This is a genomic window from Marinobacter sp. V032 (assembly GCF_052645435.1).
On record NZ_JBQXYE010000001.1, the window covers coordinates 2,071,959 to 2,098,220 of the forward strand.

22 protein-coding genes and 2 tRNA genes are annotated in these 26,262 nt (G+C 54.7%); 13 read left to right on the forward strand and 11 right to left on the reverse strand.

Going from position 1 to position 26,262, the window contains the following annotated elements; all coding sequences use genetic code 11:
• Nucleotides 1-2 precede the first annotated feature (2 nt).
• The 6 genes from ACUN9X_RS09475 (at nt 3) to sthA (ending at nt 5,356) form a co-directional block, all read left to right on the forward strand.
• Nucleotides 3-668 (forward strand): NADH:ubiquinone reductase (Na(+)-transporting) subunit D, encoded by a 666-nt coding sequence (locus tag ACUN9X_RS09475; protein WP_260035114.1) that lies wholly within the window; start codon nt 3-5, stop codon nt 666-668.
• A complete protein-coding gene (gene nqrE / locus ACUN9X_RS09480; protein ID WP_260035115.1) occupies nt 668-1,276 on the forward strand; it encodes an NADH:ubiquinone reductase (Na(+)-transporting) subunit E in 609 nt (202 codons plus the stop codon). Before ACUN9X_RS09475 ends, nqrE begins: the two co-directional genes overlap by 1 nt.
• A gap of 39 nt (nt 1,277-1,315) precedes the next feature.
• The gene (gene nqrF, locus ACUN9X_RS09485; RefSeq protein ID WP_260035116.1) at nt 1,316-2,542 is read left to right on the forward strand and encodes an NADH:ubiquinone reductase (Na(+)-transporting) subunit F; all 1,227 of its coding nucleotides are present in this window, start codon (nt 1,316-1,318) and stop codon (nt 2,540-2,542) included.
• Between the two features lie 21 nt (nt 2,543-2,563).
• Nucleotides 2,564-3,586 (forward strand): FAD:protein FMN transferase, encoded by a 1,023-nt coding sequence (locus ACUN9X_RS09490; RefSeq protein ID WP_260035117.1) that lies wholly within the window; start codon nt 2,564-2,566, stop codon nt 3,584-3,586.
• Between the two features lie 13 nt (nt 3,587-3,599).
• Nucleotides 3,600-3,854, forward strand: a complete 255-nt coding sequence (gene nqrM / locus ACUN9X_RS09495) for a (Na+)-NQR maturation NqrM (protein WP_260035118.1) — start codon at nt 3,600-3,602, stop codon at nt 3,852-3,854.
• Between the two features lie 110 nt (nt 3,855-3,964).
• Entirely contained in the window at nt 3,965-5,356 is a 1,392-nt protein-coding gene (gene sthA, locus ACUN9X_RS09500) for a Si-specific NAD(P)(+) transhydrogenase (RefSeq protein WP_260035120.1), read from the forward strand.
• 112 nt (nt 5,357-5,468) lie between these two features.
• Here sthA and ACUN9X_RS09505 read toward each other — a convergent pair whose 3' ends face one another.
• The 5 genes from ACUN9X_RS09505 to dusA all read right to left on the reverse strand — a co-directional run bounded on the left by ACUN9X_RS09505 (nt 5,469) and on the right by dusA (nt 10,150).
• Entirely contained in the window at nt 5,469-6,269 is an 801-nt protein-coding gene (locus ACUN9X_RS09505) for a glycerophosphodiester phosphodiesterase (protein ID WP_445472907.1), read from the reverse strand.
• A gap of 90 nt (nt 6,270-6,359) precedes the next feature.
• Nucleotides 6,360-7,475 (reverse strand): 3-deoxy-7-phosphoheptulonate synthase, encoded by a 1,116-nt coding sequence (locus tag ACUN9X_RS09510; RefSeq protein WP_445472908.1) that lies wholly within the window; start codon nt 7,473-7,475, stop codon nt 6,360-6,362.
• An 11-nt stretch (nt 7,476-7,486) separates the two neighbouring features.
• Nucleotides 7,487-7,942, reverse strand: a complete 456-nt coding sequence (locus tag ACUN9X_RS09515) for a tellurite resistance TerB family protein (protein WP_445472909.1) — start codon at nt 7,940-7,942, stop codon at nt 7,487-7,489.
• 2 nt (nt 7,943-7,944) lie between these two features.
• Nucleotides 7,945-8,910, reverse strand: a complete 966-nt coding sequence (gene tal / locus ACUN9X_RS09520) for a transaldolase (RefSeq protein ID WP_445472910.1) — start codon at nt 8,908-8,910, stop codon at nt 7,945-7,947.
• Between the two features lie 184 nt (nt 8,911-9,094).
• Nucleotides 9,095-10,150: a tRNA dihydrouridine(20/20a) synthase DusA gene (gene dusA / locus ACUN9X_RS09525; RefSeq protein WP_445472911.1), complete on the reverse strand. Its 1,056-nt coding sequence runs from the start codon at nt 10,148-10,150 to the stop codon at nt 9,095-9,097.
• A 225-nt stretch (nt 10,151-10,375) separates the two neighbouring features.
• Between dusA and ACUN9X_RS09530 the strand changes: the two genes are divergently transcribed.
• Nucleotides 10,376-11,290, forward strand: coding sequence for an AEC family transporter (locus ACUN9X_RS09530; protein WP_445472912.1), 915 nt, complete (start codon nt 10,376-10,378; stop codon nt 11,288-11,290).
• Here ACUN9X_RS09530 and ACUN9X_RS09535 read toward each other — a convergent pair.
• Complete coding sequence (locus ACUN9X_RS09535; protein WP_445472913.1) at nt 11,279-12,223, reverse strand: zinc ABC transporter substrate-binding protein; 945 nt, start codon at nt 12,221-12,223, stop codon at nt 11,279-11,281. The two genes, ACUN9X_RS09530 and ACUN9X_RS09535, sit on opposite strands and share 12 nt — an antisense overlap.
• 242 nt (nt 12,224-12,465) lie before the next feature.
• Here ACUN9X_RS09535 and gltX point away from each other — a divergent pair, with 242 nt between their 5' ends.
• The 3 genes from gltX to ACUN9X_RS09550 all read left to right on the forward strand — a co-directional run bounded on the left by gltX (nt 12,466) and on the right by ACUN9X_RS09550 (nt 14,216).
• A complete protein-coding gene (gltX, locus tag ACUN9X_RS09540; RefSeq protein WP_445472914.1) occupies nt 12,466-13,962 on the forward strand; it encodes a glutamate--tRNA ligase in 1,497 nt (498 codons plus the stop codon).
• Nucleotides 13,963-14,055: 93 nt separating this feature from the next.
• Nucleotides 14,056-14,131: transfer RNA gene (locus ACUN9X_RS09545), tRNA-Ala, on the forward strand.
• Nucleotides 14,132-14,140: 9 nt separating this feature from the next.
• Nucleotides 14,141-14,216 (forward strand) — tRNA-Glu (locus tag ACUN9X_RS09550).
• Nucleotides 14,217-14,382: 166 nt separating this feature from the next.
• Here the strand turns inward: ACUN9X_RS09550 and ACUN9X_RS09555 are convergent.
• The 4 genes from ACUN9X_RS09555 to ACUN9X_RS09570 form a co-directional block, all read right to left on the reverse strand.
• Complete coding sequence (locus ACUN9X_RS09555) at nt 14,383-15,234, reverse strand: 6-pyruvoyl trahydropterin synthase family protein (RefSeq protein WP_445472915.1); 852 nt, start codon at nt 15,232-15,234, stop codon at nt 14,383-14,385.
• Nucleotides 15,235-15,559: 325 nt separating this feature from the next.
• Nucleotides 15,560-16,699, reverse strand: a complete 1,140-nt coding sequence (locus ACUN9X_RS09560) for a response regulator (RefSeq protein ID WP_260035133.1) — start codon at nt 16,697-16,699, stop codon at nt 15,560-15,562.
• A 67-nt stretch (nt 16,700-16,766) separates the two neighbouring features.
• On the reverse strand, nt 16,767-18,170 hold the full coding sequence (locus ACUN9X_RS09565) for an MORN repeat-containing protein (RefSeq protein ID WP_445472916.1): 1,404 nt from the start codon (nt 18,168-18,170) through the stop codon (nt 16,767-16,769).
• A gap of 143 nt (nt 18,171-18,313) precedes the next feature.
• Nucleotides 18,314-18,913, reverse strand: a complete 600-nt coding sequence (locus tag ACUN9X_RS09570) for a hypothetical protein (RefSeq protein WP_260035135.1) — start codon at nt 18,911-18,913, stop codon at nt 18,314-18,316.
• 275 nt (nt 18,914-19,188) lie between these two features.
• Here ACUN9X_RS09570 and ACUN9X_RS09575 point away from each other — a divergent pair, with 275 nt between their 5' ends.
• Together ACUN9X_RS09575 and ACUN9X_RS09580 are read left to right on the forward strand one after the other, a co-directional pair.
• Nucleotides 19,189-19,635, forward strand: coding sequence for a methylglyoxal synthase (locus tag ACUN9X_RS09575; RefSeq protein ID WP_445472917.1), 447 nt, complete (start codon nt 19,189-19,191; stop codon nt 19,633-19,635).
• 37 nt (nt 19,636-19,672) lie between these two features.
• Nucleotides 19,673-22,597, forward strand: a complete 2,925-nt coding sequence (locus ACUN9X_RS09580) for an insulinase family protein (protein WP_445472918.1) — start codon at nt 19,673-19,675, stop codon at nt 22,595-22,597.
• Between the two features lie 25 nt (nt 22,598-22,622).
• Here the strand turns inward: ACUN9X_RS09580 and ppsR are convergent, their stop codons facing one another.
• Nucleotides 22,623-23,438: a posphoenolpyruvate synthetase regulatory kinase/phosphorylase PpsR gene (gene ppsR, locus ACUN9X_RS09585; protein WP_260035138.1), complete on the reverse strand. Its 816-nt coding sequence runs from the start codon at nt 23,436-23,438 to the stop codon at nt 22,623-22,625.
• 373 nt (nt 23,439-23,811) lie between these two features.
• Between ppsR and ppsA the strand changes: the two genes are divergently transcribed.
• Nucleotides 23,812-26,190 carry a phosphoenolpyruvate synthase gene (ppsA, locus tag ACUN9X_RS09590; protein ID WP_445472919.1) on the forward strand — a complete coding sequence of 793 codons (2,379 nt, stop codon included), beginning with the start codon at nt 23,812-23,814 and terminating at the stop codon, nt 26,188-26,190.
• The last annotated feature ends 72 nt before the right edge of the window (nt 26,191-26,262 follow it).

The window sequence follows — 26,262 nt, forward strand, 5'->3', positions numbered from 1 at the left end:
TCGTGGCTGAAGTGACTGCCAAGCAGGTTCTTTTCGAACCGATTTTCAATAATAACCCTATCGCCCTGCAGATCCTCGGTATCTGTTCGGCGCTGGCGGTAACCAGCAGCCTGAACGTCACACTGGTTATGTGTGCGTCGGTCATTGCGGTAACCGCTTTCTCCAGTATGTTTGTCTCGGTGGTGCGATCCCAGATCCCGAACAGCATCCGGATCATCGTTCAGATGACGATTATCGCGTCACTGGTTATCGTGGTGGACCAGATTCTGAAAGCGTTTGCCTACGAAATCAGTAAGCAGCTTTCGGTATTTGTTGGCCTGATCATCACCAACTGTATTGTAATGGGCCGTGCAGAAGGCTTTGCAATGCAGAACGGACCGGTGCTCAGTTTCCTTGACGGTGTGGGTAACGGGCTGGGCTACTCGATCATGTTGATCGTCATTGCCTTTTTCCGTGAATTGCTGGGCTCGGGTTCGCTATTCGGCATTACCCTGATGCCGGTCGTCAATGACGGCGGTTGGTACCAGCCAAATGGCTTGATGCTGCTTCCACCGAGTGCCTTCTTCATCATCGGTTTGTCGATCTGGGGCCTGCGGGCCTGGAAAGGCGATCAGGTTGAAGAGGCTGATTACAAAATGTCCCGCCACAAGACCCGGGAGGCGTTCTGATGGAACACTATATCAGTCTGATCCTGAAGGCCGTGTTTGTTGAAAACATGGCGCTGGCGTTCTTCCTGGGGATGTGTACCTTCCTGGCGATTTCCAAGAAGATTGAAGCCGCTATTGGTCTGGGTATCGCGGTAGTCGTGGTACTGACAGTCACTGTGCCGGTGAACAACCTGATCTATAACGGCCTGCTGCGCGAAGGTGCGCTGGCCTGGGCTGGTTTGCCTGAAGTTGATCTCAGCTTCCTTGGCCTGCTGACCTATATCGGCGTAATCGCGGCGATCGTTCAGATCATGGAAATGGTACTGGACAAGTATATCCCTGCGCTCTATGCCGCTTTGGGCGTGTTTCTGCCACTGATCACGGTTAACTGCGCGATCATGGGTGCGTCACTGTTCATGGTTGAGCGGGACTACACTTTTGGTGAAAGTCTTGTTTATGGTTTTGGTGCTGGTCTTGGCTGGGCGCTGGCAATTGTCGCGCTGGCGGGTATCCGGGAAAAGCTGAAGTACAGCGATGTGCCTGAAGGCCTGCGTGGCCTGGGTATTACCTTTATCACGGTTGGCCTGATGTCGCTGGGCTTTATGTCTTTCTCCGGAATTTCACTGTAAATCAACCGGACCACGGTAATTAACGATTAAGGCGAGACCATGAATACAGAAATTATTCTCGGCGTGGTCATGTTTACCGTCATCGTGCTTGCGCTCGTGGCGGTGATTCTGGCAGCGCGTTCACGGCTGGTAAGTACCGGCGCAGTAACGATTGAGATCAATGACGATCCTGAGCATACGGTGTCCACTGAAGCGGGCGGCAAATTGCTCAATACATTGGCGGGCAACGGCATCTTCCTGTCGTCGGCCTGCGGTGGCGGCGGTACCTGCGCCCAGTGCAAGTGCAAAGTGCTTGATGGCGGCGGCTCAATGCTGGCGACTGAAAAAACCCACTTCACCAACCGTGAAGAGCGGGAAGGCTGGCGCTTGTCATGTCAGGTGCCGGTTAAACAGGACATGAAAATCGAAGTGCCGGAAGAGTTCTTCGGCGTCAAGAAATGGGAATGCACTGTCAAGTCCAACCATAACGTCGCGACCTTCATCAAGGAGCTGGTACTTGAGCTTCCTGAGGGTGAAGAAGTTGACTTCCGCGCAGGCGGTTATGTCCAGCTGGAATGTCCCGAATACGATATCGATTACAAGAACTTCGATATCGAAGAGGAGTTCCGCGAAGATTGGGACAAGCACGATCTCTGGCGTTTCAAGGCCGTCAACAAGGAGGAGGTCATTCGTGCCTACTCCATGGCCAACTACCCGGAAGAGAAAGGCGTTCTCAAGTTCAATATTCGTGTGGCGACACCGCCGCCGGGAACTGATCACCCGCCAGGGCTGATGTCCTCCTACGTCTTTAACCTCAAGCCAGGTGACAAGATCACTGTATTCGGTCCGTTTGGTGAATTCTTCGCCAAGAAGACCGAAGCGGAAATGGTGTTTGTGGGTGGTGGTGCCGGTATGGCGCCGATGCGCTCGCACATCTTTGATCAGCTCAAGCGTCTGAACTCGAGCCGGAAAATCAGCTTCTGGTACGGCGCCCGTAGCGTGCGCGAGATGTTCTACGTCGAAGATTTTGATGACCTGGCGAAGGATAATGAGAACTTCGAGTGGCATGTTGCCCTCTCTGATCCACAGCCGAATGACAATTGGGAAGGCCCGACAGGGTTTATCCACAATGTCCTGTACGATCAGTATCTCAAGGACCATCCTGCACCTGAAGATTGCGAGTTCTACATGTGCGGGCCACCGATCATGAACGCATCTGTTATCAAGATGCTGAAAGACATGGGTGTGGAAGACGAAAACATTATGCTGGATGACTTCGGGGGCTAATTTAACCGCATGAAATCCTGCATGATCCGGCCCGCCTTGGTAGTGATGCTGTTCAGCATCGCCGCCCTGGCGGGCTGTTCGTTTCAGCCTGATGAAGAAATCTGGGAAATCAGTGGTCCGGTATTCGGTACTCAATACCACGTAAAGGTGGTGATGTCTGACGACAAGGAGCGAATGGAGGCGATCGCCGGCGGGATTATCGATGAGCTGGAAGACGTAGATGCATCAATGTCGACCTGGCGTGATGATTCGGAACTTTCCCGTTTTAATCAGCACGCCGATGGTGACCGTTGGTTCCCTGTTTCCGACTCTTTCTACACGGTATTGAAAGAGTCCCGGCGGATCAGTGAACTCAGTGACGGCGCCTTTGATATCACGATTGGTCCGGTTGTGAATCTCTGGGGTTTTGGCCCGGAAGCGCGTCCGGACAAGGTGCCTGACCCGGATTTGCTAGCCAGGAGATTGGCTGAAACCGGCTACCAGAAGCTTGAGTTGCAGACGTCGCCTCATGCTATCCGCTCCCGTGAGAAGCTTTATCTCGATATGTCAGCCATTGCCAAGGGGTTTGGCGTTGATGCGGTTGGCCACTACCTTGAGGCTCAGGGCATCGAGTCGTATCTGGTTGAGATCGGGGGCGAAGTTCGCTCTCGCGGCAAGAAGCCATCAGGCGAAGTCTGGCGGCTTGCGATCGAGAAGCCTGTATCCGAGGCTGAAACGGTACAAAGCATTGTCGCATTGGAGAATAAATCCATGGCGACGTCCGGCGACTATCGGAACTATTACGAATCGAACGGCAAGCGCTATTCCCATACCATTGATCCGTCGACCGGTCGCCCGATTACTCACAAGTTGGCGTCGGTTTCCGTAATTAGCGACGATTGCATGACGGCTGATGCCATGGCGACGGCTTTGAATGTGAAGGGTGAAAAACGCGGCTACGAGTTTGCAGTCAGGCACGATATCGCCGCATACTTTGTTTACAGGAGTGATAAAGGCTTTGAAACGCGCTATACGCCGGCCTTTTCCTCTTATCTGATGCAATAAACGGAGGTACGTTATGGGTACGTTTCTTCTGGTTTTCCTGATAGTCGGTATTCTGCTTGCCGGTATGTCCATTGGCGTACTGATGGGCCGTAAGCCGATCAGTGGTACCTGTGGCGGTATCGGAGCGCTGGGAATGGTTGGCGCCTGCGATATTTGCGGGGGTGATGACAAGAAGTGCGAAGAAGAGAATGAGCGCGTGGCAGCGTTGGCCGCGAAGACTGAGAATGCTGAGTCGCTGGCCTATAACGCCGATAAAGACGCGAGCTGACCCCGTCCACTCTCGCCAGGGAGTTGTGGCCAACTGCATCGCCGGTAGCGTCCCCGCCTGGTAATTACACGATAGTCAATTTGTGACGGAGATAAGGAGTCACTGCGCGTATGGCAGAACATCATTACGACGTTGTCGTCATCGGCGCCGGCCCTGCAGGCGAGGGCGCGGCAATGAACGCGGCCAAGCATGGCAAGCGGGTGGCGGTCGTTGAAGACAAACCCACTGTTGGCGGTAACTGCACACACTGGGGAACCATTCCGTCCAAGGCGCTCAGACATTCCGTCAAACAGATTATTACCTTTAACACCAATGTGATGTTCCGGGATATCGGCGAGCCGCGTTGGTTCTCTTTCCCCCGTGTATTGCAGAACGCTGAAAAGGTCATGGGCAAGCAGGTCAAGCTTCGCACCCAGTTTTACGCCCGCAACCGGGTGGACCTGTACGGCGGACGCGCCTCTTTTCTCGATGCCAACAGGGTAGAGGTAAAAGGCGGTAAAGGTGATGACGTACTTCATGCCCGAACAGTGGTGATTGCCACTGGCTCTCGCCCTTATTTGCCGCCTGATGTTAACTTTCGACATCACCGGATTTATAACAGCGATTCGATCCTCAAACTGTCCCACACGCCTCGCACGCTGATCATATACGGCGCGGGTGTCATCGGCAGTGAGTATGCTTCGATATTTGCCGGTCTGGGCGTCAAGGTTGATTTGATTAACCCCGGTAACCGTTTGCTGTCATTCCTGGACGACGAAATCTCTGATGCACTGAGTTATCACCTGCGCAATAACGGTGTTCTGGTTCGTCATAACGAGCAGTACGAATCCGTTGAGGGTGACGATAACGGTGTGATTCTGAGTCTTCAGTCTGGTAAGAAAATCCGTGCCGATGCATTTCTGTGGTGCAACGGGCGTAGCGGTAACACTGACAAGCTGAACCTTGAAAGTGTGGGTCTGGAGCCTAACGGGCGCGGTCAGCTGGCTGTGAATGAGCACTATCAGACCTCGGTTGACGGCATCTACGCTGTTGGTGATGTCATTGGTTGGCCGAGTCTGGCCAGTGCAGCCTATGATCAGGGGCGGTCAGCGTCGTCTGATCTGGTGGGAGATGATTATTTCCGCTATGTGTCGGATGTGCCTACCGGGATCTATACGATTCCGGAGATAAGCTCGGTAGGTAAAACAGAGCGCGAGCTGACGGAAGCAAAAGTGCCTTATGAAGTGGGGCAGGCTTTTTTCAAGGATCTGGCTCGAGCTCAGATTACCGGTGAAGCGGTAGGAATGTTGAAGATACTATTTCATCGCGAAACCCGCCAGATTCTGGGTATTCACTGCTTCGGTGACCAGGCGGCAGAAATTGTTCACATCGGTCAGGCTATTATGAACCAGGAAGGTGAAGCGAATTCACTGAACTATTTCATCAACACGACGTTCAACTACCCAACGATGGCTGAAGCATATCGGGTAGCGGCGTTGAATGGTCTTAACCGTATTTTCTGATCCTCTGGATTTCGCCAGAGCTATGGCAATCGCTTACCTGCAATAAACAATGCCCCGGCACACTCAGTGTGCCGGGGCATTGTTGCTTCTGGCTAACTGACAGGGCTAACGGTTAGCTCGTTGTGGTTGTTCCTGTGATGCTCTCAGGGTCTTTCTCAACGCGCTTGGGCATGCGTGAGCCGGCGATGCCCGGACGGTTGTCAAAGTACATGAGGGTGCTGGTGGGGTAGTCGGTGATGATGCTGTCCACGCCCATTTTTTCCAGTTCGAGCATGTCGTGTATGCGGTTTACCGTCCAGACAGACACATGTAAAGATGCCTTGTGGGCAGCTTCGACGACAGCGGTTGAGCATAGTCGGGAGTTGAGGCAAAGGTAGTCGCAGCCCAGTTTGATGGCGCTTTTTACCGGGTTCGGAAAGCGCTTGTCGAACACAAGGCCGGTTTTCAAGTGACGGTCACGTCGTTTGGCTTCCCTCAGGAACCAGCTGTCTGACGACGTGATGGTAACCCGCTCATGCCAGTGGTTGCGCTGGATAAGCTCCACAAGGCGGTTGCAGAGGATGTTCATCCGCTGCTGCTGATCCGGTTTGACTTCCAGCTGAAGATGCTGGAAATCAGGGCACACGTCGAACACTTCCTGCAACGTCGGTATGCCGCAGGGGCGCGACCATGGCGTCGTGTTCTTGCGGGCATCCAGTTCCGAAAGCGCCTTGGCGGTCATATTGCCAACTTTGCCGCTGACGCCGGTCGTGCGATCAGTTGTGGTGTCATGATTAACGACAGGGATGCCATCGCCTGATAGCAGTATGTCCAGTTCGAAATGTCGGATGCCATTGCTGTAGGCAGCCTTGAAGCCTGGGAGGGTATTCTCGGGAGCTTCGCCTCTGGCACCTCGGTGTCCGTATATAATCATTGCCTGTTAAACCTGTCGCCCTGACGGGAAAAGTGATCTGGTGGTTGCTGGTGTCATTTCGCAGAAGCCCCTGAGCGTTTCCTGCGGAACTCAGCCTTTGGCGCGCTGGTAAATCTGTTCGCGTTTGCGCCAGGTATCATGACACAGCGAAATATCTTCCAGGAAGTAGGGAAGTTCATCCATCAGCAGTGCCTGTGGGCCATCCACAAGCGCTTTCTCCGGCTTCGGGTGGAAATCCACCAATACCATGTTGGCACCTGCGATAACGCCTTGAGCCGTTGCGTGCATGACGTCTGATATGCCATCGGGCGCGAGATCACGGTTACCGACTGAATGCGAAGGATCTACACAAACGGGCATCCGGGTCAGGCGTTTGACCGTCGGTACATGGGCAAAGTCGACCATGTTGCGATGGGGTAGTCCGGCTTCGGTTTTCATGCCCCGAAGGCAGAATATAACGTTGGCATTGCCTTCGCTGGCCAGATATTCCGCCGCGTTCAGAGACTCGTTCAGGGTGATGCCAAAGCCGCGTTTCAGGAGCACCGGGTACTCCCGCTGGCGACCGATAGCTTTCAGTAACTCGAAGTTCTGCGTGTTGCGGGTGCCAACCTGCAGCATAACGCCGGTGGGGCGTCCGAGCTTTTCGAGGCAGGTGTCAATTTCTTCGATGTGGCTCTCATGGGTGATTTCCATGGCGACCACTTTGATGCCGTGTTTGCCGGCATTTTCGAACACATAAGGCAGGCAGGCCTTGCCGTGCCCCTGAAAGGAGTAAGGATTGGTGCGGGGTTTGTAGGCCCCCATCCGGGTGCATACCTGACCGTGTTCGGCCAGTGCCCGCATCATGATATCGACATGCTCGGCATTGTCGACGGCACACAGGCCCGCAAATACGTGCAGGTTATCCTGATCGAAGTGCACGCCATTGTAGGTGAAACCGGTCTGGCGTTGTTCGTCATGATGGCGCCCGAGAATCCGGTAGTCGTCAGAGATGCGGATGACCCGTTCAACCGCCGGCAACGCAGCGATTTCTTCCTTGCTGAGCGACTTTGTATCGCCCAACAGGTAGATCTCAGTCAGCTTTTTTTGCGCACCCTGGATTTCATGAACGCGCAGGGTGACACCCGGCAGGTTTTTCAGGAACTCAAGCGTATGTTTGTACTCAGGGCTATCGAGCTGGGTGTCAGGGTGCAGAATGGCGAGCATGTCGGTCTCCTTCAGGAGGAAGTGGACTGCTCAGCGCGGTGCCGGCACTCCATGTATTCACGGTGGTTGAGGTGGAGCAGATCCGCAATCCGGCGAATCAACTGCTCCTCGTACTTATCGATACGCCCGTCGGCAAAAGCAACTCGCCAGATACTTTCGAGAATCTCGGCTTTGCCCTGCTGATCAAGGTTATCATTCAGCAGCTCGGTAAATTCGTAGAGGGAGGTGGCGTCGTCAGCGATAGCACGGGCATCGGCCACAATCGCTTGTGCTTCTGTATCGGAAACCTGTTTGGATCGCGTTGCGCACTCGGCAATGGTGTCCAGTTCAATGTCATCTTCGGATGAGTCAACCCGGGCAAGTTGCACCATGAGTGCCGTCGCAGCAACAGCCAATTGGTTGGCATCGGGTTTTGCGGGGGGTGACCCGTTATCCGATCCAAACATCTTCTTCAATACATCAAACATTATCAGGCGACCTTGGCAATTTTTTGTACGCGCAGCTCCAGTTCAACCTGGTCAGCGGCAAACTTGCGAATGCCCTCAGCCAGCTTTTCGGTAGCCATCGCATCTTCATTCATACCCCAGCGGAAATCCCGCTCGGGCAACATCAGCTTTGATTCAGCAGAAGCGGCTGTCTCAGGAGACAGCTGGCGCGCCAGGTCACCCTTATCGTTCTGGAGTTCCTCCAGCAGTGCAGGGCTTATTGTCAGGCGATCGCAACCGGCCAACTCTTCGATTTCACCCGTGTTCCTGAAGCTGGCGCCCATTACAACGGTGTTGTAGTTGTGGGTTTTCAGGTAGTTGTATATGCGGGTGACGGACAGCACGCCCGGGTCTTCTGCTGCCGGGTAGGCGGTTTTGCCGGACTGCTTCAGGTGCCAATCCAGAATCCTGCCAACAAAGGGTGAAATCAGGAAGGCCCCCGCTTCGGCGCAGGCGACTGCCTGGGTAAAAGAAAACAGCAGGGTAAGATTGCAGCGAATGCCTTCCTTCTCAAGAATTTCTGCGGCGCGAATACCTTCCCAAGTAGCCGCTATTTTGATCAGCACCCGGCTGGTGTCGACGCCAATCTGGTCATATAGCGCAATCAGGTGGCGCGCTTTGTCGACGGTGGCCTGGGTGTCGAATGACAGCCGTGCGTCCACTTCTGTTGAGACCACGCCGGGGATCAATTCCAGAATTTTCTGCCCTGCCTGAACGGCGAGATAATCAGTGGCATGAGCCAGGGTCTCGATGTCCGAGCCGGACTGTTGTTGAGCATAATTGATGGCCGCATCAAGCATGGGGCGATAGGTTGGCAGGTCAGCCGCTTTCAGTAGCAACGAGGGGTTGGTTGTTGCATCGACCGGGCGCCACTGGGCAATGGCTTCAAGATCGCCGGTATCGGCAACCACGGTGGTCATGGCTTTCAGCTGTTCCAGTTTATTGCTCATATCGGCTATCGTCCTGACAGTAGATTACTTGGTGCCAGCATCATGTGGCTCCTTGGGACTACAATAGCGATCTGCCCGCGCCTGAACAAGAGCGACAGGGCGGGGAATTGACGGAGGTGATCAGCAGGATGACGCTTTTTTCAGGTTCGGGTCAGCGGCGTAATAAAACCTTGCCGCCATCTGCTCAGATTGCCGCGCAGGCCAGTGATGCGGGCTCATTTTCTTCGGGAACTTTGAGCATGGCATTCTCGACCACCTCTATCCCGGCGCCTTTTTTGTGGGCGTTTTCGCTAATGTAGCGGCGGAATTGTTTACCGCCAGCACAGCCGTGGAACAGGCCCAGAATGTGCCGGGTAATGTGGCCCAGCATCACGCCGCGCTCAAGCTCAGAACGGATGTAGGGGAGCATGCTTCGCAGTACATCGTGTCTGCTGGCAAGCGGTGCGTTAGTGCCAAACAGCATCGGGTCAACCTGAGCCAGCATCCAGGGGTTGTGATAGGCCTCGCGACCCACCATTACGCCATCAACCTGTTCAAGATGCCGGGTTGTGTCTTCCATCGATTGAATGCCGCCGTTGATGATGATTTCAAGCTGCGGATACCGTTGTTTGAGCGCGTAAACCCAGTCGTACTTAAGCGGCGGTATGTCCCGGTTTTCCTTTGGGCTCAGACCTTCCAGCACGGCAATGCGGGCATGCACGATGAAAGTTTCGCAACCTGCCGCTGCGACTTTTTCCACGAACTCACAGAGCTGGTCGAATGATTCCCTGCCATCGATGCCAATGCGATGCTTGACCGTGACGGGCAGTGAAGTCGCCTGGCGCATGGCGCTGACGCCTTCCGCAACAAGGTCCGGATGGGCCATCAGGCAGGCGCCAATCATGTTGTTCTGCACCCGGTCACTGGGGCAGCCGACATTGAGGTTTACTTCGCTGAAGCCATAGGCTTCGGCCAGCCCGGCGCAGTGCGCCAGCTCATCAGGCTTGCTGCCGCCCAGTTGCAGCGCCAGCGGATACTCTGCTGCGCTGTGGCGCAGGAATCGGCCGGTATCGCCATGAATCAGCGCGCCGGTTGTCACCATTTCAGTGTAGAGCAATGTGTGACGTGAGATCAGGCGGGCAAAGTAACGGTAGGCCGGGGTAGTCCAGTCCATCATCGGCGCCACAGAAAAGCGGCGACTCAAAGGTGCCGTATCTGCGGAGGCTATGGGGGTAGCATTCTGTGTATCCGGCACTGCCATTACGTTTGCCTTCAGGTATCGGTTGGTGAACACGGCGTTGATCGACCCGGGTCGATTTCAGGGGCGGCATTATAGCGCGTTGTTCTGTGAATAAAAAATGAGCGAAAAGTGTCAGCCTGCTGCGCCCCCGGCAATAGCGGCCACCTGATACACTGGGCAACTTCGGGTCACCGTAACGGTTCCGGCTATGTGATGTTTAACGATTGATTGCAGGAGAAAAATCGGGTGGATGTGGTTCTTCAGGCACTGGTGCCGGTCTTCGCGTTGATACTGCTGGGGCAGTTTCTTCGGCGGATGCATTTTCCCGGAGATGGTTTCTGGCCGCTGGCGGAGCGCTTTACCTACTACGTGCTTTTTCCTGCGATGCTGGTGTTCAAGCTGGGTTCGGCTTCAATACCGCCATCTGCCTACGGTCAGCTACTGTTTGTGGTCTTTGCGCTAGTGGGTGTGATGACGTTGCTGGTTGTGGTGATTCAACTGTCCTGGAAATGGCCGGGCACAGTTTTCAGTTCGGTGTTCCAGGGGAGTCTGAGGTTCAACACTTTTGTCGGGTTGGCGGCCGCCGGTTTGTTGCTGGGTGACGAGGCATTGTCCCTGTTTGCTGTGGCAATCGCGCTCATGATCCCGTTGCTTAACCTGCTCTGTATTCTGATGTTCGCGCTGGTAATAGGGCAGGGGCCGGTTCAATGGCGGTCTGTTTTCGGGACAATTATCCGCAACCCTCTGATCATTGGCTCGCTGGCCGGTGCTGTATGGGGCTTTGTTGGGCTGGGCTTTCACCCATTGCTCGTTGGTTTCCTTGCCCCGCTTAGCAGTATGGCGTTGCCCCTGGGGCTGTTGACAGTAGGGGCGGGATTGCAATTGAAAGCACTGCGGGGCGCCTCTATGCCGATTGCGGTTTCATCAGTGCTCAAGCTGTGTGTGTTCCCTGTTTTGGCTGCTGCTCTGGCGTCGCTTTTCGGTCTCGAAGGCCTGATTGTAAAAGTGGTTATTCTGCTGGCAGCGCTGCCAACAGCATCATCTGCGTATATTCTGGCCCGGCAACTGGGGGGTGATGCGTCACTAATGGCCGGGATAATCAGCGGACAGACACTGCTGGCTATGTTCACGATGCCGGTGATGCTAAGCCTACTTTGGTAGGCACTTCAGCGCCGCATCGGCCAGCGATTGCTGAAACTCCACATAGCCATTGCGCGAGTCGGCGATATCCGATGCCAGCGGATCCCAGGTAACGATCGTGATATCAATTCCTTCGGACAGGCTTTGCCACCAGTCCCGGTTGAACTGTGGCTCGGTCATCAGGCAGGGATGGTGCGCCGCGTGGAGCCTGTTCTGAATGTCCTGCATGTGTTTAGCCCCAGGGGTCTTTTCCGGAGTAATGGTCAGTGCGCCTGCTATCGTCATGCCGTAATGTTCGGCAAAGCGACGGAAAGCATCGTGATAGGTAAAGATATCAACAGCGTCCAGTTGAGTGAGTTGCTTGCGGATTTTTGTCTCTTTTTCATTCAACTGAGCTTCAAACTGCTGCAGTCGCTGGGCGATGCCATCCGCTTCGCTGCTGGGTGCATCATCGGCGACGCCGACCAGAGCCTGCTCGATAATGGTCGTCATGCCCAATGCAGCCTCAGGATCCAGCCAGATGTGCGGGTCTACACCGTTGTGATGATGACCGTCTTCGCTACCATGACTGTCGTGATTCTCATGTTCATCATGGTGCCTATGCTCTTGATCATCGGCTATGACCATTTCACTCATCAGTTGGTGGGATTTGGGTGCCAGCTCAGTGCTGCTGAGTATGCGGTCCAGAAAGAGCTCCATATCAGGGCCTACCCAGAAAATGAGGTCAGCATCGGCTAAAGCCTGACGGTCGGACGGGCGTAGCTGATAAGTATGAGGGCTTGCTCCGGCAGGGATCAGGGTGGTCACCAGTGCCGATTCCGGCGCTATGGCGCGAACCATCAGCGTAATCGGTTTGATGGAAGTCACGATCTTGAGCGGTGCCGCGACCGCATGTAGGGGTAGAAGTGCAAGAGTTAAAAGAATGGCAAGTGCCGAGCCTGAAAAGCGGTTCATGATGCGTCCTGTTCGCTGTCATTTTTAGAAATGTTATAATGTATCAATATTAGAGTAAACCGATGGTGTGATGTTTTTCTATAACGGGAGGAAGGCGGGGCCATTTCAATCCGGAGTATTTGTCGTGCTGATGTCATGCGATTCCTTTTTCATGACGTTATAATGCGCGCTTCGAATTTCTTGCGACCGGTGACTGAATACCTTTTCTAAGCTCTGGCCGGTTCCCATAACAGGATATCCTCATGACCGTTCGTACCCGCATTGCACCATCTCCTACCGGTGATCCGCACGTTGGCACAGCTTATGTTGCCTTGTTTAACCAGTGCTTTGCACGTCAGCATGGTGGGCAATTCATTCTACGGATCGAAGATACCGATCAGGCGCGGAGTACCGGTGAATCCGAGAAGGATATTCTGGATGCGCTGCGCTGGCTTGGGCTGGAGTGGGATGAAGGTCCGGATGTTGGCGGTCCGCACGGTCCTTACCGCCAGTCGGAGCGCAAGGATGACTACCGGGCTTACGCCGAGCAGTTAATCGAGAGTGGGCACGCGTTCTATTGTTTTCGCACGCCGCAAGAGTTGGATCAGATTCGCGAAGACCGCAAGGCGCAGGGCCTGAATCCCGGTATTAAAGGTGATCTCGAATTGCCTGCCGAAGAAGTGAAAGCGCGGTTGGCGGCCGGCGAAGCACACGTGATCCGTATGAAGGTGCCGGATGAGGGCGTATGCGTCATTGACGATATGCTGCGCGGCAAGGTGGAGATCGAGTGGTCACAAGTCGATTGCCAGATTCTGCTTAAATCCGATGGTATGCCAACTTACCACCTGGCTAATGTTGTCGATGATCACCTGATGGAGATCACTCACGTGCTGCGTGGTGAGGAATGGATTAACTCTGCTCCCAAGCACCAGCTGCTGTACAAGTATTTCGGTTGGGATATGCCGGTGCTGTGCCACTTGCCGTTGCTGCGTAACCCGGACAAGAGCAAGCTGTCGAAGCGCAAGAACCCGACCAGCATCAATTTTTATGAGCGTATGGGCTTCCTGCCCGAAGCGGTGCTCAACTATCTGGGTCGCATGGGCTGGTCGATGCCGGATGAGCGCGAAAAGTTCACGCTGCAGGAAATGATCGATCATTTCGATATCCAGCGTGTTTCCCTCGGCGGGCCGGTATTTGATGTTGAAAAGCTGCGTTGGCTGAACGGTTTGTGGTTACGTGAAAATCTGGACGATGCCGCTTTTATGGATCGTCTGCAGCAGTGGTGGTTCAATCGCGAGTCGTTGGCTGGTCTGGTGCCACACATCAAGGGCAGGGCAGAAGTGTTCAGTGATGTCGCCCCGATGGCGAATTTCATGTTTGCCGGCATGCTGGACCTGACCGCTGAAAGCTTCAGGCACAACAAGCTCGAAGAGGGGCAGGTGCTGCGAGTGCTGCAGTTCACGCTCTGGCGCCTGGAAGCGCAACGGCACTGGACGAAGGACAACATCTTTGCCGACGTAAAAGGTCTGGCAAAGGCGATGGAGCTTAAAATGGGGGATTTCATGTTCCCGGTTTTTGTTGCCATTGCGGGTACGCCTAATTCCTGGTCGGTTATGGATTCAATGGCGCAGCTTGGTCCGGATATGACCCGTGCCCGTTTGCGCCACGCATTACAGTTGCTGGGTGGGTTCTCTAAAAAAGAGACCAAGCGAGTAGAAAAAGAATACGCTGCGTTGAGTGAAAATCAGGCAGGCGCATAGGTATTTGAAGGCAATGTCGTCATTCCCTTGAAAAAAGTCAGGGCAAGGGGTTGACGACATAGGGGGGGGTCACTAATATACGCCTCCGTTGACGGGGCCATAGCTCAGCTGGGAGAGCGCAACGCTGGCAGCGTTGAGGTCAGGAGTTCGATCCTCCTTGGCTCCACCAATTTTTCTAGTCCCCTTCGTCTAGTGGCCTAGGACTCCGCCCTTTCACGGCGGCAACAGGGGTTCGAACCCCCTAGGGGACGCCACTTCGGAATCGTGCCGGCAGTATCGGCAAGGTTCCTGACTGAACCGTACTAGTCCTGCGGATCAGTCACAAAAAACCGCCCATTCGGGCGGTTTTTTTATGTCTTCAGGAAAGGGTCGGCTCAGGGGCGTGCGGGCGCGCAGAAAGCGCCCGGCCAAGCTTCGCTATCAGCGTGCAGCAATAGCACCCTTGCCGACGCCCTCAAATGCCTTCACGCGGATCTCATCATCGGGGTGTTGTTGCTTGCACTGGTTTGCCAGGTGAGCAGCAATCAACTCGACGGTCGTATCGGTATCCATCAGATAGACGCGCTGTTGGGGCATGGTCAGGCTGAACTCACCCTGATTGGCTTCGTAGGAGAACGTGAGGTAGCGGATCTCCTCTTCAACGAACCGCGCGGTAATATCATCCTCTGTTCCGATATAGATGTCCTGCCACTCTCTGGCCCAGTGTTTCTCGAGATCGTGATCGCGGGTGTTGTCGCGGGTGATCTGGATGCGCGAACGGTGGCCGTGGGCGATACGCTGACAGTTTCCCAGATGTTTTTTGAGGCCATGGACATAGTGATAGTAAGGGCCGTCAATTTCCTCTTCGCGCAGAATAACGTCGATACCGATTACATTGGCTGGCAGTACGGCGCGCAACTCGCGCTCCAGCAGTGCGGACACAGTCGAGGGCACGACTTGGCTGCCATCAAGGGCCAGGATAGCTTCGGCTGGCGAGCGATGGGTGATGCTGCTGCCATCGGCCAATGGCCATTCCACGACCGACACATCTCCCTGTTGCTGAATCTGGATGCCGGGCTGACCGGTGGGGATTACCAGGCGATGGTCAACGCGCTCGTCAATGACCTGTTTGATGGTCCGTTTGACGGAGCCAAAATCGAAGACCATGCCTTGCTCATCGAGTTCGCCTGCCAGCACAACATCAACGATCCAGCTTTCGCCAACCAACCCGCGCTGGTGATCAAGATAGGCGAAGTCAATGACTGTCAGGTTGTCGACAAAAAGCTGGTTCATGAGCGATGCGATTCTCTATTGGGCGGAGACGGGTTGTGAATGAGAGCGATTCTAGCAAAAATCCTGCTCTGGACGTGAATGTTTGGGAGTGGGGATAAAATAGGACCCGGATCTGAATGTTGCGCGGTGGCGGCATTCTGGCGGGGCTTGGCTCGGTTCCCGTCATCGAAGGGATGCGGGCGTACTGTGGAAACTCCTTACGGAGTGGGGCAATGCGTTGTCAGCATGAATCGGCGATTTTGTTGAAATCGTGCGAGGATTTATCTGTAGCATTGATCGGAATGCAGGCAGGCCGGCTTACCGACCTGCCTTGTAACGTGAAGTATTAGAAGAGTTCAAATACGCCTGATAGCCATGCGATGCCGACTGCAAAAATACTCAGGCTGACCGCGAGGCCTATCGTGTAGGTGCGTGATGCGCTGGCCCGTTGCTGGCGCACGTAGAGGTCGATAGTGCGTTGGGCGATGTCTTCAGCGGTTTCCCGTGAAATATCGTGAGCCTGCTGAATGGCTTCGGACTGAAGCGTCTGCCAGAACTCGGTATCGATCGTCTGGACGCTGGTTATGTGGTCTTTCAGTTCGGCCATATCATCGGCAGAAAAGCCGCTACCGGTGTTTACGGCTTTCTGCAGGTCTGACAGTTCCCGTGACATGCTGAGATTTACTTCTGCAGCAATTTCGTCTTTCAGGCTTTGTGTCCGGGTTTCAAAGTGTTCGCGAATGGAGGTGAGCTGCACCGACAATTCGTCATGCTGCTTACGCTCGCTGTCGTCCAGCACTCGCTTAAGGTGGTCATACTGCTCGTCGAACAGGCTGCTGAGCAGTTCGTGCAGACGGTTATTGATATGGGTTTTCACGGCGGAGCGGGCGATCTGTTCAATCAGGTCGCTGGTCAGCGGAACCACTTGCGGGTTGCTGGCGGCGCGCTCACGATCCTGGCTGTCATCTTCGGTCAGGGTCTGCACTTCCTCTTTCAGCGACACCTGTAGTGATGCGTTGTCGGGCAGATCCAGCAGGTCGTCCTCTTCCATCTCAAGATTAAACGCGGCCAGTTCGTCTGAAGCGGGTGCTTGCGGAAGGCTGTCGTTGGCAACATCCGCTGCGAGCTGATCCAGTAGTGAATTCAGGCCGTCGTTGTGAGGGGGTTTGGTGAGGATGTTATACACGCCAAAGTTGCGTGCTTCGTCCATGAACGAGGATGATTTCTTCGAGGTGCACATGATAATCGGGATTCCGGCCGTGTCCGGGTTTCCCTTGATCGCTTTGGTCGCCTCAACACCGTTCATACCGGGCATCAGGTGATCCATGAAGATCACGTCAGGTCGGCCGTTGTTGCTGAGAAAATCCAGCGCCTCTTCGGCGGAGCCTGCCATGTTGACGTCCATGTCCCGGTTTTCCAGCAGTTTGCTGAGCGCGAACCGGGCTACCTTGGAGTCATCCACCAGAAGTGCGTTCTTGATCGCCATGATACAACCTCAATCAAATAAAACTCGAATTCGTTAAACTGGCCGCGCGGTAGGATTCCTTCCCGGATTACCAGCCTTCCAGAGGTGGGCACTGTGTTGCCCGGTAACTTTTTTCCCGGTAGCAAACACCCGGTTCGTTCGAACGGGCGTTGAAGACTTCGCCTTCCGGAGTGGTCAGTTTAGCCTGACCGTATGGCTTGCCATAGCGAAACGTGGATTCGATAGAACTCCCGTTCGGATTCAGCAACGTGCCTTTACCGTGAAACTCGCCTTCCATGTAGTTGCCAACGTATTTTTTACCATCAGCAAAAATTTCGCTGCCCTCTCCATTATAAGCGCCATTGGAAAACCCGCCTTCGTAGTGGCGGCCGTCAGCATAGGTGAGGGTGCCTTCGCCGTGAAACTCGCCTTTCCTGAATCCGCCGACGTAGAGTTTACCATCGTCTCCCGTCAGGGAACCGTGGCCGTCGAGCTGTCCGTCTTGCCAGTGTCCGGTCAATATATCGCCGTCCGCTTTTGTAAGCGTGCCCTGGCCATTGAAGACGCCGTTGGCGAAGCTTCCTGAGTAGCTGGCGCCCCCGGCTTTGCGGAGTGTGCCTTCACCAGACCATTCACCGGCGGACCAGTTGCCTTCGTATCGGTCGCCGTTTGGATAGCGGGCGATGCCCTGTCCCTCGAATTTGCCGTTGATGAAGTGACCGGTGTACTGAAGGCCGTCACCATCGATATAGGTGCCATCGCCGGTTTTGACTCCGCCGGTCCAGGTGCCATTCTGGTAGTCGACCCGGGTGTAGGCTTCGAGTTTGCCGCGCAGGGTGAGGTCATCACCAGCGCTCAGGCGAACGGTTTGCGACCAGGATTTGTAGCCTTCCTTGTTGATCACGATGTCATAGTTGCCAGGAGCAAATTCAAGATCAAGGCGGGTCGGGCCGTAGGCTTTTCCGTTGATTTCAACGCTGTCATTTTCAACGTTTGAACGAAGCGTGAGTTGCGCTGTTACCGGTTTCGGTTCGGGTGCGTCCTTCCTCTCGGGCTTTGTTTCCGCTACTGCTGGGGCACTGGAGGTTGTCGCTTTGCTGGCGTCAATGGTCGCGATAGTGACGGCTGCGGTCGCGGGTGTTGTTGTTTCGGGCTCGCGAGTATCAGGAGGATCGACGCTGAATATCTCGGGCGCTTTATCGGTCGCGGTGGCAACGGTTGCCGTGTCAGCAGGAGGTGATGCCGGGATTTGTTGAGCCTTATCGACAAATACCGAGTCAGGCTTTTGGGCTGGTGCAGGGGAGGCCGGTTCAGGTGGCTTGTCTGCGCTGGCTATTTTGGCTGCTGGCTCTGTTTGAGCGGGCGTGTGATTGGCTTCAGCCGCAACCCCGGGGAAATGGCCAGTCTCGCGCTGAATGGAAGCAAAGCCTGCTGTCACCAATAACATCAGTGCTAGCGCGTTGATAAACAGTAATGGTCTGAAATCGACCATGAACTACCTCGCAATAACGCGTTTCGACAATTCCGGCTTACCAGAACCCTTCTGGCAGGCCGCGATCCGGACTTTCATACTAGCGTTTCGGATCGTTGTTATGTAACAGAAAGTGAACGGAGTTGCCGAGTTTGCAGGATGCTTCACACTTTGTCCGGAATGGAATCACCCTTGCGTTGCGTCTCGCTCTGAGCGCTGGTTTCTGTGTGGGGCGTGGTACCGGTTTCACGGTATTCCCAAGCACGCATATAGACGTCAGCTTCGTATTCGTAGGGCGAGCGAAAGGGAGTCAGAACAAAGTCAAAAATCAGGAAAAAGAAGCCTACTGACAACCACGCCACTACCAGAGTCTGAGCGGTGTTTGCCTGCATTTCAGGGTTTGAAGCGACGAATGCCTGCAGGTCGGGCAAGATGTTAGTGACCATAACGACAGGATTGAAGCTGGCCATCACCAATGGCACCCAGAATGCGATGAATACCGGAAAGAAGCCAAATGACCAGAGCAGGCGTCTCAGCAGGTAGACCATTGCGGAGGTCCAGAACCGCCGGCGCAACTCGGGGACCTTGCGGATCTGTTTTACGTAGCGCTTGCGTTCAACCCAGTAGGGCGCCAGTTCTGCACTGCCCGGCTCGGGCTTGGCCTTTGAGCGCAAGGTGTCAGCGGCCGCTGCCGGGGCCAATGCTGCGGGTGAGGGTGTCTCGACAGTCAGGTTATCGCTTTGAAGGTCAGAAGAGGTTGTCATGCGGGTAAGGTTGTCCTGAAGTTCAAACGATTACACTCGGTAGCGTTGTTATCCTGCCGATATCGATTTAATTGGTTTTTAGATTGTAACCATACAAATTGTAGACGCACGATGTCAGATGCACTCGCAGGCCCGATAGGTATTTTCTAATTGAACCATTAACCGGGTAGCTCTTCCTATACGGCTGCTTCATGTTTCATAGTGCATGTTACCCTATTTGGCAGGTAACCTCGCCGTAAGAGGTGTTTATCAATAATAACAGGGGATAATCGATCATGACTGAAGCGATCCGGCATGTGGCACTGGTGGCTCATGACAACAAAAAGTCTGAGCTGATTGCATGGGTCAGTCGCAATCGCGACGCTCTGTCCAGGTGCAGCCTGATTACGACGGGTACAACCGGAAAGCTTGTCGCCCAGGAGGCCGGGCTGGAGGTCGAACGTTTGCAGAGTGGCCCGCTTGGAGGCGATCAGCAAATCGGTGCCCGGATTTCAGAAGGGCGGGTCGATTTACTTATCTTTTTCTGGGATCCCCTTGAACCCATGTCACATGACCCCGATATCAAAGCCTTACTGCGTATTGCGACGCTCTGGAATATTCCCATAGCCTGTAATGAGAGCTCGGCCGATTTTATTGTCAGTTCTCCTTGCTTCAGCAGTTATCAGCGTCGGCAGCCAGATTTTTCCGTCTATCAGAGCCGCTCGGTTGCCACCGTCGCCTGAGACCCATTCAGTTCCGAATTCTGATCAGGATTATGCAATGACCCTAGCCACTGAACACGCTGTACACCCGGCCTTCGAAAAGGTGCGTAGCCATCGGATCGAAACGCTGAACATCAATGTGGAAGAATATCGCCACAAGAAAACAGGGGCGACACATCTGCATCTTGCATCGGAGAACGACGAGAATGTGTTCTTCGTGGCGCTTCGCACTTTCCCGATGGATTCGACCGGGGTGGCGCATATTCTCGAGCATACAGCGCTCTGCGGCAGTGAACGCTATCCGGTACGCGATCCGTTCTTCATGATGATCCGGCGTTCGCTGAACACCTTTATGAACGCCTTTACCAGCAGTGACTGGACGGCGTATCCGTTTGCTACCAAAAACCGTAAGGATTTCGATAATCTGCTGTCGGTTTATATGGACTCGGTGTTCTTCTCCAAGCTGGACGAAATGGATTTTGCTCAGGAAGGTCACAGGGTTGAATTCGAGAGCCCGTCTGATCCGTCGTCGCCACTGGTTTACAAAGGTGTCGTCTACAACGAGATGAAAGGCGCGATGAGTGCGCCGACCTCGCAACTCTGGCAGATTCTCAGCAGCCATCTGTTTCAGACCACCACCTATCACTACAACAGTGGCGGTGAGCCTGATCACATCACCGACCTGAAATACGACGACCTCCTCTCGTTTTACCGGCACCACTACCATCCCAGCAACGCCATTTTCGCAACCTTCGGCAATATTCCGGCCCACGAGCATCACGAACGCTTCGAGACGCTGGCGCTGTCCCGCTTCGAGCATCAGGAAGTCAAACTGCCGGTCCGCGATGAAAAGCGCTTCTTCTCCCCGATACGCGTCGATCAGGCCTATGCCGTCAGTGAAGGTGAGGATACCGAGGGTAAAACCCATGTGGTGATGGGGTGGTTGCTTGGTCACAGTTTTGATCTGCAGGAAAATCTTGAAGCTCATCTGCTGGCCAATGTGTTGCTCGAGAACAGTGCCTCGCCATTGTTGCGCGCATTGGAAACCACCGACATCGGACATGCGCCGTCGCCAATGTGTGGGCTCGAAGACTCCAATCGCGAAATGACGTTCGTATGCGGTATCGAAGGCACTGAGCCCCAGCGTGCAAGTGACGTCGAAGCACTGATCGAAGGCGTGCTGAAAAAAGTGGCCGATGAGGGTGTGCTGGAAGAGCGTCTGGAAGCGATCCTGCACCAACTTGAACTGCATCAGCGCGAAATAGCCGGTGACCAGTTCCCTTATGGTCTGCAGCTGATCATGTCTGCCATCTCACCCATGGTTCATGGCGGCGACCCGGTTGATCTTCTGGATCTCGAGCCGGTACTGGTCAGCTTGCGCGAAAAAATCAAAGACAAAGACTTTGTGCCGGGTCTGGTGCGTCGAATGCTGCTGGATAACCCCCATCGCGTCACCTTGACCTTGCGTCCGGATGACCAGATGGAAATCAACCAGCAGAAGTTTGTAGCGGACGCGCTGGCTCGCCGCAAAGAGGCCCTGTCCGAGGATGAGCGTCAGCTCATTATCGATCGGGCGGCCGCGTTGGAAGCCCGTCAGCAGCGCCGCGACGATGATTCCATTCTCCCGAAAGTTGATCTTGGCGATGTGCCTTTGCAGCTGCCGGAGCCTGAGGCGATTGAGGCAACGGGATTCCCCGCGACCTTATATGCTCAAGGCACAAACGGACTGGTTTACGAGCAAGTGGTATTACCGCTGCCCTCGCTGAGTGAGGAAGAGCAGCTATTGCTCCCGTTGTACACAACATGCCTGACAGAAGTCGGGTGTGGCGATCTCGATTATCTGCAGATGCAGGATCGCATGTCGGCTGAATCTGGCGGAGTCAGTGCCTTCTCGGTGGCCAAAGGGCGTGTGGATGATGTGCAGCAACTGACCGGTTATCTGGTGCTGAGCGGTAAGGCGCTGGCGCGGAACCAGCACAAGCTGACTGATTTGCTGCGGGATATCCTTAACGGCGCCCGGTTCGATGAAACCACCCGTATTCGCGAAACCGTTGCACAGATTCGGGCCCGTCGTGAGCAGGCTGTTACTGGCAGCGGGCATGCCCTGGCGATGGGTGCCGCATCGCAGGGGCTGAGCCCCGGTGCACAACTCGCATTCAGGCTTGGAGGCATGGCCGCGATCAAAGGCATAAAGGCGCTGGATGATTCCCTCGATGATGCTGAAGCGCTCAAGGCACTCTGCGATCATCTTGCAGGCATTCATGCCCGTGTTCAGAAGCAAGCGCGTCAGTTTTTGGTGGTGGCCGAACAGGAGCATCTGGATGCAATGGTTGCCGGGCTGACGTCATCATGGCCGGCGGTAACAACGGACAGCAACGATCATTGGGAAGTTCCCGGTATCAATGAAACCGTGAAAGAAGCCTGGCTGACATCAACCCAGGTCAACTTCTGCGCCAAGGCGTTCAGTACCGTGGCCATCGATCATCCGGACGCCGCTGCGCTCAGCGTACTGGGCGGCTTCCTGCGCAATGGTTATTTGCACCGCGCAATCCGCGAGCAAGGCGGGGCATACGGCGGCGGCGCAGCGCAGGATAGCGTCAATGGCGTGTTCCGGTTCTTCTCGTACCGGGATCCTCGCCTGCTGGATACACTGGATGATTTTGACGCCGCATTGAGCTGGCTGATTGACACAGATCATGATGCTCAATCACTGGAAGAAGCGGTGCTGGGCGTGATCAGCCAACTCGACAAGCCCCGTTCGCCCGCGGGTGAAGCCAAGCACGCCTTCCATAGTCGTCTGTTTGGCCGGACCCGGGAGCAGCAACAGCGTTTCCGTGAACGGGTACTTGCCGTTACCATAGCGGATCTGAAGCGAGTGACAGCAGAGTGGCTGGCACCGGAGCGCGCAAGCACTGCGGTAATTTCCAGTTCACAACATCGTGAAACTCTGGAGCAGGCAGGCCTGGCGATCCGGGAACTTTAAGCTGCTTGTAAAAGGGTGTCGGGTGCTAGCGAATGCGCTCGATACCCGACGTCACCATGATCCGCGTCGAAATTTCCTCAACGGAATAGGCAGTAGTGTTGAGGAAGGGCACGCGTTCCCGGCGGTACATCAACTCGATTTCCTCTACTTCGAAGCGGCATTGCCGTTCAGACGAGTAGCGTGAGTTGGGGCGTCGCTCGTGACGTATGGTCGCGAGTCGTTCGGGATCGATCGTCAGGCCGAAAATTTTCTCGCGATGAGCACGCAGCACGCTCGGCAAGCGCTGGTCATCAATGTCGTCTTCGGTGATGGGGTAATTGGCAGCTTTCAGGCCATAGTGCAGCGCAAGATACAGGCAGGTAGGCGTTTTTCCGCTACGCGAAGCGCCCACAAGAATGATGTCCGCTTCATCGTAATGTCGTGTTCGGGCGCCATCATCATTATCAAGAGCGAAGTTTACAGCATGAATTCTGCGCTCATAGTTGCTCTCATTGGAAATTGAGTGCGATCGGCCGACGGAGTATGAAGACGATGCAGCCAACTCATGCTCGAGCGGCTGCAGGAAGGTGCCGAAAATATCAACCATGAAGCCGTCAGCCTTGGACACGGCTTCACGAATGGCGTTGTCGACAATGGTGTCGAAGATGATGGGCTTGTCGCCGTCCAGTTCGGCCGCCTTGTTGATCCGTGTGACGACTTTGGCCGCCTTTTCGAGATCATCAATGTACGGAATCGTAATTCGCTCGAAATGAATTTTTTCGAATTGGGCAAGTAGACTGTTGCCCAATGCTTCAGCGGTAATGCCAGTGCCGTCGGATATAAAAAAAGCAGACCGTTTCATATTGATCTGTAAGGCTCCGTGTGGGTCGCAATAAAACTGACAGATTGTGACTGCCAGTAGCGTAGAGGCACTCTGAAACCCCCGTTGCGGGCGGGTTAGAGGCTGTTTTCTAGGTTATCGTCGCAGGTTACAGTATGATACGGGCGATATTCGAGTGGCTAGTGCCCCGTTCGGTTAATTCGTTGACCTGCTTCGAGTCGCTGGTGATTCTGAACAAAACGTCAGTCTGCAGGCGGGGTGGCTCTCCGTCAAAGGCTGGCAACGCAAGGGTAGAGGCGTTAGCGGCTCGCCCACAGGGCTCAGTAGTTCGGCGAATTAGCCAGACGAGACATTAGCAGTCATTTAGGCTTCACAGACTTTAGGGAGATGCGCTTTGGAAGATTACATCATCTGGTTTGAAAACCTGGGAATGTCAGATGTTGACCGGGTTGGCGGCAAGAACTCCTCACTGGGAGAAATGATCAGCAACCTTGCCAATGCAGGTGTAACGGTTCCGGGTGGTTTTGCCACAACTGCTCATGCGTATCGCGAGTTTCTCGCCAAGGATGGACTCAAGGACCGTATTGATTCAGAGCTCGACGCATTGGATATCAATGACGTTAACGAACTCGCCCGTGTCGGATCCCGGATTCGCCAGTGGGTTTCGGAGACACCGTTCCCCGAATCACTGGATAACGCTCTGGAGGCGGCTTACGAGCAACTTCAGAACGGTAACACGAACATGGCCGTTGCGGTTCGCTCTTCGGCAACGGCCGAAGATCTGCCTGACGCGTCTTTCGCCGGTCAGCAGGAAACCTTCCTCAACATCGTTGGCATAGACCACGTCAAGCACGCGGTGCGTGAGGTATTTGCTTCACTTTTCAACGACCGTGCGATTTCCTACCGGGTACACCACGGTTTTGACCACAAACTGGTGGCGCTTTCTGCCGGCATCCAGAAAATGGTCCGCAGTGAAACGGCGTCCAGTGGTGTTATGTTTACGCTGGACACCGAATCCGGCTTCCAGGATGTGGTTTTCATCACCGCATCCTACGGTCTGGGCGAGACTGTCGTGCAGGGTGCCGTAAACCCTGACGAGTTTTACGTACACAAGCCCACCTACGAGGCTGGTCGGCCTGCGGTGCTGCGCCGCAATCTTGGCAGCAAGGCTATCAAGATGGTCTATGGTGACAGCGCGGAAGCCGGCAAATCGGTAGAAACCGTCAAGGTGGATATGGAAGAGCGTAACCGTTTCTGTATCAACGATGCCGAGGTGGAAGAACTGGCCAAGCAGGCGTTGATTATCGAGAAGCACTACAAGCGTCCGATGGACATTGAGTGGGCAAAAGACGGCGATGATGGTCGCATCTATATCGTTCAGGCACGTCCGGAAACGGTCAAGAGCCGGGTTTCTGCCAATGTTATGGAGCGTTACCTGCTGAAAGAGCAGGGCACGGTGATCGCGGAAGGTCGCAGTATCGGCCATCGTATCGGCAAAGGCCCGGTACGTGTCGTCACCAGCATTCAGGAGATGGATCGGGTGCAGCCAGGTGATGTTCTGGTCACCGATATGACGGACCCTGACTGGGAGCCGGTCATGAAGCGCTCCTCTGCAATCGTGACAGACCGCGGTGGGCGTACTTGTCACGCCGCGATTATCGCGCGCGAGCTGGGCATTCCAGCGGTAGTGGGCTGTGGGGATGCGACCGATGTGCTCAAAGAGGGTCAGGAAGTAACCGTATCCTGCGCCGAGGGCGACACCGGTCTGATCTATGAAGGCAGTCTCGATTTTGAGCTGCGTGAGAACACCGTCGAATCAATGCCTGATATTCCGTTCAAAATCATGATGAACGTCGGGAACCCGGATCGCGCGTTTGATTTCCAGTCGTTGCCGAATGAAGGCGTTGGCCTTGCGCGGCTCGAGTTCATTATCAATCGCATGATCGGTGTGCACCCCAAAGCGCTGTTGAACTTTGACGGCCTGCCGCGGGATATCAAGGAAACCGTTGAAAAGCGGATTTCCGGCTACAGCTCACCAGTCGACTTTTACGTCGACAAGCTGGTTGAGGGGATTTCGACGCTTGCGGCTGCTTTTGCCGACAAGAAAGTCATTGTGCGCCTGTCGGACTTCAAGTCCAACGAATACGCCAACCTGATCGGCGGTACACTTTACGAGCCAGACGAAGAAAACCCGATGCTGGGCTTCCGCGGCGCGTCGCGTTATATCTCGGAAACCTTCCGCGACTGCTTTGAGCTCGAATGCCGCGCGCTCAAGCGTGTACGCGAAGACATGGGCTTTGAAAACGTCGAAATCATGGTGCCATTCGTGCGTACTGTGGGCGAAGCCAGTCAGGTGATTGAACTGCTTGCTGAGAATGGCCTCAAGCGCGGTGAGAATGGCTTGCGCGTCATTATGATGTGCGAGCTACCTGCTAACGCATTGCTTGCAGATCAGTTCCTGGAGCACTTTGACGGCTTCTCAATTGGTTCAAACGACCTGACCCAGTTGACATTGGGGCTTGATCGGGATTCCGGAATCGTGGCTCACCTGTTTGATGAGCGTAACGAAGCGGTGAAGGCACTGCTGGAAAATGCCATTCAGGCATGCAAGAGAGCCGGTAAGTACATTGGCATCTGCGGCCAGGGCCCGTCGGATCATCCGGATCTGGCCAAGTGGCTGATGGATCAGGGCATTGACAGTGTCTCGCTGAACCCGGATTCGGTGCTGGATACCTGGTTCTTCCTCGCGGAAGAAGAGTTGCCCGGAGCCTGATTTATCCATAAAAGCCGGTGATCTCTTCCAGACCACCGGCTTTTTTTTGTCTGTTGTTAAATACGAAACTCT